Genomic DNA, 8,015 nt, shown 5'->3' with positions numbered 1-8,015 from the left:
CGCGGTGGGGGAACGGCGCGCTGGATCACCGCGCGCTCGTCTCGCGATGCGGGTGCACGGCTGTGGCGGGTTGCGGGGCGGGAGACCGCTGGCTGGTCATCGCGGTAACGGGCGCTGCGGGCACGAACGAGGCCATCTGCACGGCGGGCGTTCCGGGCGCAGGGGCGCTGCCCGGTTCGATCGAAGCGAGCGCTGCTTCGTCCTGCACAAACTGCCCCTCGGCCGGTGCGACCAGCCCGAGCGTCTCGGCATTCCATTTGTCGAGCTGCGCGAGGTTGGCGCGGGTGTCGAATTCGGTCTCCAGCGCGCGGATATCCCGCCGCGCACGCTCGATCTCGCTCGCAGTGCGGTCAAGCTTCTTGCGTTCCGCCGCAACCTGCAACGGCACGAGCAGAAAGCCGAGCGCCACCGCGACGCCGGCCAGAAACCATCCGAGACTCTTCCACGCCAGCCCCAGCATTATAACAATCCCTCTGTCCCAGGTGTTTCCGGCCACGCCGCGGCACCGGTACGCCGTGCAGTACGCAAGGTGGCCGACCGCGCACGCGGGTTGCGCGCAATCTCATCGTCACTGGCGCGAACCCCGCGCCCGACCTGTTCGAAGCTCGGAGCGTGCTTCGCCGCCACTTCCGGCAAGTGCCGCGATCCCGATGGCAGCCCGCCCGAGCGCTCGCGCAGGAAACGCTTGACCATGCGATCTTCCAGGCTGTGAAAGGTCACCACCGCCAAGCGCCCGCCAGGAGCGAGTACACGCTCGGCCGCCGCCAACCCGTCGGCCAGCTCGCCCAGCTCGCGATTGATGTGAATACGAATCGCCTGGAAGGTCCGCGTCGCCGGGTCCTTCTTGTCATGCGGTTTGTAGCCGAGCGCACGGCGCACGACATGCGCCAGCTCGCTCGTCCGCGTGATCGGCCGCGCGGCGACAATCGCGCGCGCGACCCGTTTCGCGCGCGGCTCCTCCCCATAGGTCTTGAGCACGTCGGCAATCCGACCTTCGTCGGCTTCGTTGACGAAGTCGGCGGCGCTTTCGCCCTCCTGGCTCATCCGCATGTCGAGTGGGCCGTCCGACTGGAAGCTGAACCCGCGCTCGGCCTGGTCGAGTTGCATCGACGACACGCCGATGTCCATCGTCACACCCTGCACCGGCACGACCTCGCGCGCGGTCAATTCGGCATCCAGCGCGGAAAAAAGTGGCAGGAACGAGCGTCAGCGCGCCATCGGCGTCGCGCACCAGCGCCTCGCCTGCCGCAATCGCATCCGGATCGCGATCAAAGGCGAACACGCGTGCGCCACGCGCCAGCATCGCCCGCGTATAGCCGCCCGCGCCGAAGGTCGCGTCGACATGGACCTCGCCGGGCGCAATGGCGAGCGCGTCGACCACTTCCTCCAGCAGCACGGGAATGTGCGGGGCGTCGCTCACAGCGCAATCCCCTTCACCTTGCAGTGATAGCGGCACGCCGCCTGCATCGCCGGATCGACATCGACCGCATCGACCAGCGTCTTTGGATCCCAGATCTCGATCCAGTCAAACGTGCCCCAGAAGAAGGCGTTCTCACCGATATTGGCGTAATCGCGCGGGAAACCCGGCATGATGAAGCGGCCCGAGCCGTCGAACGGCACGGGCTCGCCGCTCGCGCCGCGGCGCTTCAAATTGTAGTTTGGCTCACCCAGTTCATTGAGCTGGCGCGCCTGGATCGCCTCGATCTCGGCCTTCAGGATTTTGACATAGGCCGGGTCATAGGCGCGCAGGCATTTCTGTTGCGGATGGACGCCGACGATGACGGTGCCGCCATCCTTGCCGTCGGCACGCGGGCTGTTGGTCGCCAGCGCTTGTCGCAGCGATGCAGGAATCGCGACCCGGCCCTTGTCATCGACAAGACCGAGGCCGTCTCCCTGATATTCGCTCCGATCGTCCACGCTTACCCCGCACCCGTCGGGCAAGCCCCTCCCGTGCCCAGAATCGCGGGATCGCGACGCTAGGTGCCCGCATGGTCAGCGCATGATGCGCAGGCGAGATGAGTCTGCCCCTGATGGATCAGAAGTAACACGGGGCGAGCCGGGGATACAAGGGGAAACACGGGGATTTGAGGGGAGAGAGCCTCAATCGTCGCGTTTCTTCGGGGATTTTAGGCGTGCCATATCAGCTTGTTCTTGGTGCGTTCGCAGATCGAGGGGTTACAATCGGGGGATTAACCGGCAAAACCGGTCCCGGCGGGGCGTTTTTCCCCGAAAATCCCCGGTGAAGGGGGCGTCACCGAACGGGTGCAGCAGCAGCCTTTGACGAAGCAGCATCGCTCTGATTGCTGGCGGGGGTAACGGCACTGGGCGCGACGCCGAGCTCGGCCAGCGGCTCCTTCGCCGAATCGGCGGTATTTCCGGAAACCATCGTCGCGACAACATCGGGACGCGCACTACCGATAGCGGCAACTTGCCGATCGCGACTGACGTCGCGAAGATCGCGGCAGCGAGGCCGATGAGCAGCAGGACCGCGGCGAGGCCGATCATCCCGACTTTCGCACGCTGCATCGTCTGCGCTGGGTCTTGAGCAAGAATTTTCATAGGCTGTGGCATAAATGTAACGCGTTAACGCGTGCTTGTCGATGCCGACGATTCTCAGCCCCTAAGCCAGGGCGGAACCGCCAAGCCCTTCTCCTCCAGCCAGGCGCGATTATAGAGCGTTGAGAGATAGCGAAAACCGGTGTCGCACAGGATCGTCACCACGCGGCTGCCAGGTCCAAGCTGGCGCGCCAGTCGTACCGCCCCTGCCACGTTTATCCCCGACGACAGGCCGAGACACAGCCCTTCTTCCGCCAGCAGCCGCGTCACCCATTCCATTCCCTCCGCATCCGAAATGCGAAATTGCGTATCGATCGGCGCGCCCTCCAGATTGGCGGTGATTCGCCCTTGCCCGATTCCCTCGGCGACCGAAGAGCCCTCGGCCTTCAACTCGCCATGCGCATAATATTCATAGAGGGCAGCACCGTGCGGGTCGCTGAGCGCGATACAGACAGCCTCGTCCTTTGCCTTCAGCCCCATCCCGACTCCCGCGATCGTGCCGCCGGTGCCAGCCGCGCAGGTGAATCCATCGATTCGCCCGTCCATCTGCGCCCAGATCTCCTCGGCGGTGCCAACGATATGCGCTCGGCGATTGGCGATGTTGTCGAACTGGTTGGCCCAAACCGCGTTCGCGGTTTCCTCCGCGATCCGCCGCGACGTGTGGACGAAATGTGCCGGGTTCGAATAGGGCGCGGCCGGCACCAGCACGAGCTCGGCCCCGAGCGCGCGCAACGTGTCCATTTTCTCGCGGCTTTGCGTCTCGGGCATCACGATGATCGTGCGATAGCCTTTGGCATTGGCGACCAGCGCCAGGCCGATCCCCGTATTACCGGCGGTCCCCTCGACAAAACACCCGCCGGGCTCGATCAGCCCCCGCGCCTCCGCATCCTCGACGATGCCGAGCGCTGCGCGGTCCTTTACCGAAGCGCCGGGATTGGCAAATTCACATTTGCCGTAAATCTCACCCCCGGCCGCCTCGCTTGGCCCCTTGAGCAGGACGAGCGGTGTATTGCCAATAAGGGCGAGCGAGTTTGGGGTGACGTGCATACATCCTGAAATGCCGCGTGTTGGCGACCGGGGCAAGCGAGCGTTGCTTGGGCTCGTGCAAGCGCAAACGCTTAAAGCGACAGGACGGGCCGCCCATTACCCCAATCGGCGCAAAATCCCGGCGGAAAATCGGCGAAAATGTGGAGCTTGTGTTACGGAATTATTGCGGCGCAAAAAATGACGCACCTTACGGGAAACACCACTCTTGACGCCCCGTGCTGCGTGCGCGAAGAAAAATGCCATGACCAAGCGCATCCTCCCCACCGCCGCCCTTTTCCTGATGCTCTCGCTTGCGAAAACAAGCCGACCGAAGTGTCGACGGTCGCGCCCGACCCGATGGCGTCGGTGCTGGCCAACAAGGCCCCGGTCGAATTGCCGCCCGCGATCCGGAAGGAAGTCACCTTCCGCTGCAAGGACAACAGCCTTGTCTACGTCACCTTCTTCCAGGGCGACAAGCAGGCGCTGGTCAAGGCGACCGAGAAGGGTACGCCTGTCAAGCTCACCGCCGAAAAGGCAGGCGATCCGCTCAAGGCCGATGGCTATGAAATGACCGGCAACGAAAAGGCGGTGACGCTGACTCAGCCGGGCAAGCCCAAGCAGCTTTGCGACATCTGATCTTCGCCACCGGTTGCACGCATCGTCGGCATTCGCCACGATAGGCCGTTCCTGAGCGAGGGGCTAAAACAGTGTCGACGATTGCGATCTACAGTTTGAAAGGCGGCGTCGGCAAAACGACGCTCGCCGTCAATCTTTCCTGGGCATCGGCGACGCTGTCCTCGCGGCGGACGCTGTTGTGGGATCTTGATCCGCAAGCCGCCAGCACCTTTTTGCTGTCGCAACGCGCCGACAACGGCAAGCTCAAGGATCAGGCGCAATCGGTTTTCGCCAAGGATGTCGAACCCGACAAACTGATCGAAAAGACCGCGACGCCCCGGCTCGACCTGATCGGCGCGGACGCCTCATTGCGCGGGCTCGATCTGCTGTTCCACGAACTCGACAAGAAAAAGCGCCTGCAAAAACTGCTGGTCGGGTTGCGCAAGGATTATGATCGCATCCTGCTCGACTGCCCGCCCGGCCTGACCGAGACCAGCGACCAGGTGATGCGCGCGGCCGATCTGATCGTCGTCCCGGTCATCCCGTCGCCACTGTCCGAACGGGCGCTGGCCGAGGTCATCAAGCACCTTGGCACCAAAGCGCAGATCATGCCGGTCCATTCGATGGTCGATCGTCGCCGCAAACTTCATGCCGAGGCACTCGCCCGCCATCCCGATTGGCCCGTCGTGCCAATGGCCAGCCTCATCGAGCAAGTCACCGCCAGGCGGGCCCCCGTCGGCAGCTTCGCCGCGCGATCAGCCGGAGCACAGGCGTTTGCGCACTTGTGGCAGGCGATCGAGCGCCGCTTGGCTGCGTGACCCGCGCCACGGACGACTCGCCCTCCCCTCGCCAAACGCTCGACCCGCAACTGGTGCTGGGGGCCTATTCGGTCGCGTCTTTCCGATGGCCGACAGTCGCGACGCCGAAGAGGTCTACTGGGTCGAACCGCAAGCGCGCGCGATCCTGCCGCTCGATGGCTTTCATCTCTCGCACTCGCTGCGCAAGACCCTCGCCGCGGATCGTTATCGCGTCACTGCGGACACCGCCTTTGCGCAAACGCTGCGGTTGTGTGCGGAATCGGTCCCGAACCGGCCAGACACCTGGATCAACCCCGGGATCGAACGCGTGTTTATCCAGCTTCACGCGATGGGCTTTGCGCATTCGGTCGAGGTCTGGGACGGAACGACGCTGGTTGGCGGGCTTTACGGATTGGCACTGGGGCGCGCCTTTTTCGGCGAAAGCATGGTCAGCCGCGCCCGCGATGCGTCGAAAGTGGCGATAGCCTGGCTGGTGGCGCGGCTGCGCGTTGGCGGCTTCACGCTGCTGGATTGCCAGTTCATGACCGATCACCTCGCCTCGCTTGGCGCGATCGAGATCAGCCGTAGCGACTATCTGGTGGCGTTGTCGGCCGCGATCGCGGGAGCGGTCGGCTCGGGGGCCTCGGCGTCGGGGGTGGGCGACTTCTTCGCGCTGGATCGAGCGGCCTCGCCGGTGTTGGACAAACCGGTTCCCGCCACGGAGTTCGGTCCGCCTTCGGGGAAGGTCATCGCGCAACTCTTGACCCACACATCATAAATCGGGTGCTGCACAACGTTGAGCGCGGGTCGCTCCTTGAACAGCCACCCCGAAAAAACGCGTCGCCAGTTCTTGTCGCTGCCCGCGACATCAACCTGGACGAATGCCCCGGTATAATGTTCCTGCTCCCACGGCGCGGTTTGCTCGCACGCGCGCAACCGCACTACGACATCACCGATCCGCGCCGCCTTTCCGGGTTTCAGCACGATATCGCGCGACACGCCGTTACGCTTGTTCAACAGTCCCAAGGTCGCGACGCGTTCCGCCATCGGGGTCGCACCATAGCTCGGATCGACTCCGTCCCCCGACATCCACCGTGACGATGTTGCTGGCGCTGGTGTCGGCGTCGAGCGCGGTTTCAGGGGTTTCCTTGGGTTCCGGCGCAACCGTTTTCGACGGGCTACACCCGGCCAGCACTGCGGCAAGTACCAGCGTCACGCCGCCCGGCGCGGGACGAATCACGCGTCGCGTCCACGCTTCGTAATCGCCGGTCGCGGGGGCACGCACACCGCCCTTTTCCAGCGCGCCGCTCGGGCGATAGGCGGCTACCGTGCCGGTCAAATTGGGCTCGGCCGGCTTTTGCCAAGCGCGCGGCGCAGGCAGCGCGCGCGACGGCACGTCATCGACTTGATGGTGGAGCCAACTGAACCACTCGGGCGCGACTCGGCTCGAATCATTGGGACCGTTGTAGATCACCCAGCGGCGTGGATTGCCCGCGGTATCGCGCCCGCCCTCATAATAGACGTTGCCAAGCGCGTCTTCGCCTACGCGCGCCTTGCCGCGCAGACCAAAGGCAGTGCCCCAGCTCGCGCCGGTCCACCAGGTGAAAGGATTGAGATTGATGCCCATGAAATGCGCTTAGCGCGACCCAGTGCTGCCTTCAACTGCGATCACTGGCTCTTCCGTCCGGCCCAGGCAACATGATCGCCTTCGGCGATGCCAAGGTCGAGCGCGCGGCCCCCGCGAAGTTCCAGCACCGCGCTGACCGGTTCGCCCGACGGGATCTGCGTTTCCGACTGCGGCGCGGTATTTTCGGCGATCCGCGCGATCGTGCCGTCTGCACGGATGAAAATAATGTCGAGCGGGCTCGGCGTGTTCTTCATCCAGAAATTCGCCTCGCGCGGGGGGCCACCCTCTGGCGGATAAGGGGCGAACAGCATCCCGCCATTTTGCGGAATGTCGGTGCGGAACATCAGCCCCCGCTCCTGCTCATCCTTGGTGCGGGCCGTCTCGACGAGGAAGGTATGTTGGCCGTTGGCGCTCTTGATGGTCACCGTGACCGTCTGCGCCGATGCCTCGACCGGATCGGATGCCGCAGTCGTGCCGCTGCAGCCACTTGCCACGCCCAGCGCCGCAACGGCCAACAGCGTTACCCATCGAACGCGCATGATACGGGATTCAGCCTTCCTGTTGCACGACCACTGCAAGGGGGCCTTTATCCCCTGCAACCATCCGCGCAAGCAATAGCTGCCCCGGCTCTACATCGGCCAGCCCAGACCGACGCAACGTCTCGACATGGACAAAAACATCCGCCGAATCGTCATTGCGCACCAGAAAGCCATAGTCTTTCAGTCGATTGAACCACTTGACCGTAACCGGTTCGAACGGGCCCGCTTTATCAAGACCGCAGTCGCGATCCTGCGCGATGGGGGCAGACAGCCGCAGGCGGTCGAGCGGTTCGGCGGCATCGGTCAAATCGATCGAAAGAATCTCGATGGCCTGCAGTCCACGATCTCGCAAAGCCGCCACGCATTCCAGACGCGCGCCTTCGGGAAGGCTGCGCCGCCCGTGCGGGCGCAACACCGAAAAATGAATGAGGATATCGCCCACGGTCGGATCGTCGGCGACCAGGAAGCCGAACCCGCGCGTGATGTCGAACCATTTTAAAACACCCGAATAGACGCGGGTCAACGCGCCGGTCGTAGTCGTCTCCGCCTTGGCCTGTTCCGCGCTTTTCGATCTATCGGGCAACAAAATCGTTTCGTTCAGCATGCCGATACCCCCCCACTCGCTGGCGTAGCACCGACCGCAGGCTAGAGAAAAATCAGACAAGTTCTGTGCGAAACTCCACAGACAGGAAGCGGAATCTATCGGTTTTCGAACAATCGATCGCAATCCTCATCGGGTGCCATCATGGCAATACGACGCGCGAGCGTGAAATCGTGGCCGCCGCGAATCATCGCCGCAATGTGCTTTTCGCGCTCCGTTCGATCCGCCTGTACGCGCGCGAAAGGCCCGATTCG

Annotated in this window: 8 protein-coding genes and 4 pseudogenes; 3 read left to right on the top strand and 9 right to left on the bottom strand. The window is 63.9% G+C overall.

Annotation, left to right across the window (positions count from 1 at the left end):
* Nucleotides 1–25: 25 nt before the first annotated feature.
* The 5 genes and pseudogenes from NW75_RS09275 to NW75_RS09255 all read right to left on the bottom strand — a co-directional run bounded on the left by NW75_RS09275 (nt 26) and on the right by NW75_RS09255 (nt 3,603).
* On the bottom strand, nt 26–460 hold the full coding sequence (locus NW75_RS09275) for a hypothetical protein (RefSeq protein WP_231565082.1): 435 nt from the start codon (nt 458–460) through the stop codon (nt 26–28).
* A pseudogene (gene rsmH / locus NW75_RS09270) lies at nt 460–1,420 on the bottom strand (16S rRNA (cytosine(1402)-N(4))-methyltransferase RsmH). The gene NW75_RS09275 and the pseudogene rsmH overlap by 1 nt, the downstream one beginning before the upstream one ends.
* Entirely contained in the window at nt 1,417–1,917 is a 501-nt protein-coding gene (locus NW75_RS09265) for a division/cell wall cluster transcriptional repressor MraZ (protein WP_033964889.1), read from the bottom strand. The pseudogene rsmH and the gene NW75_RS09265 overlap by 4 nt, the downstream one beginning before the upstream one ends.
* A gap of 258 nt (nt 1,918–2,175) precedes the next feature.
* Nucleotides 2,176–2,526 carry a hypothetical protein gene (locus NW75_RS09260; RefSeq protein WP_231565081.1) on the bottom strand — a complete coding sequence of 117 codons (351 nt, stop codon included), beginning with the start codon at nt 2,524–2,526 and terminating at the stop codon, nt 2,176–2,178.
* A gap of 87 nt (nt 2,527–2,613) precedes the next feature.
* On the bottom strand, nt 2,614–3,603 hold the full coding sequence (locus tag NW75_RS09255; protein ID WP_033964888.1) for a cysteine synthase A: 990 nt from the start codon (nt 3,601–3,603) through the stop codon (nt 2,614–2,616).
* A gap of 312 nt (nt 3,604–3,915) precedes the next feature.
* On the opposite strand from NW75_RS09255, the gene NW75_RS09250 reads away from it, so the two are divergent.
* From NW75_RS09250 to aat, 3 genes and pseudogenes are all read left to right on the top strand, one after another.
* A complete protein-coding gene (locus tag NW75_RS09250; RefSeq protein ID WP_231565080.1) occupies nt 3,916–4,218 on the top strand; it encodes a hypothetical protein in 303 nt (100 codons plus the stop codon).
* A 71-nt stretch (nt 4,219–4,289) separates the two neighbouring features.
* On the top strand, nt 4,290–5,015 hold the full coding sequence (locus tag NW75_RS09245; RefSeq protein ID WP_033964886.1) for a ParA family protein: 726 nt from the start codon (nt 4,290–4,292) through the stop codon (nt 5,013–5,015).
* A gap of 53 nt (nt 5,016–5,068) precedes the next feature.
* Nucleotides 5,069–5,772 (top strand): annotated as a pseudogene (aat, locus tag NW75_RS09240) (leucyl/phenylalanyl-tRNA--protein transferase).
* Between the two features lie 35 nt (nt 5,773–5,807).
* Here aat and NW75_RS26240 read toward each other — a convergent pair.
* From NW75_RS26240 to NW75_RS09225, 4 genes and pseudogenes are all read right to left on the bottom strand, one after another.
* Nucleotides 5,808–6,041, bottom strand: a pseudogene (locus tag NW75_RS26240) (DUF2155 domain-containing protein); the annotation flags it as partial.
* Nucleotides 6,042–6,240: 199 nt separating this feature from the next.
* Nucleotides 6,241–6,621 (bottom strand): annotated as a pseudogene (locus NW75_RS09235) (NADH:ubiquinone oxidoreductase subunit NDUFA12); the annotation flags it as partial.
* 41 nt (nt 6,622–6,662) lie between these two features.
* Nucleotides 6,663–7,160, bottom strand: a complete 498-nt coding sequence (locus NW75_RS09230; protein WP_033964884.1) for a DUF192 domain-containing protein — start codon at nt 7,158–7,160, stop codon at nt 6,663–6,665.
* A 10-nt stretch (nt 7,161–7,170) separates the two neighbouring features.
* Nucleotides 7,171–7,764 carry a cold-shock protein gene (locus tag NW75_RS09225; protein ID WP_033964882.1) on the bottom strand — a complete coding sequence of 198 codons (594 nt, stop codon included), beginning with the start codon at nt 7,762–7,764 and terminating at the stop codon, nt 7,171–7,173.
* Nucleotides 7,765–8,015 lie beyond the last annotated feature (251 nt).

The organism is Sphingomonas sp. Ant H11, assembly GCF_000797515.1.
Lineage (GTDB): Bacteria > Pseudomonadota > Alphaproteobacteria > Sphingomonadales > Sphingomonadaceae > Sphingomonas.
The sequence above is the reverse complement of the archived record's forward strand: the minus strand, read 5'-3'. Positions and strand labels throughout refer to the sequence as shown.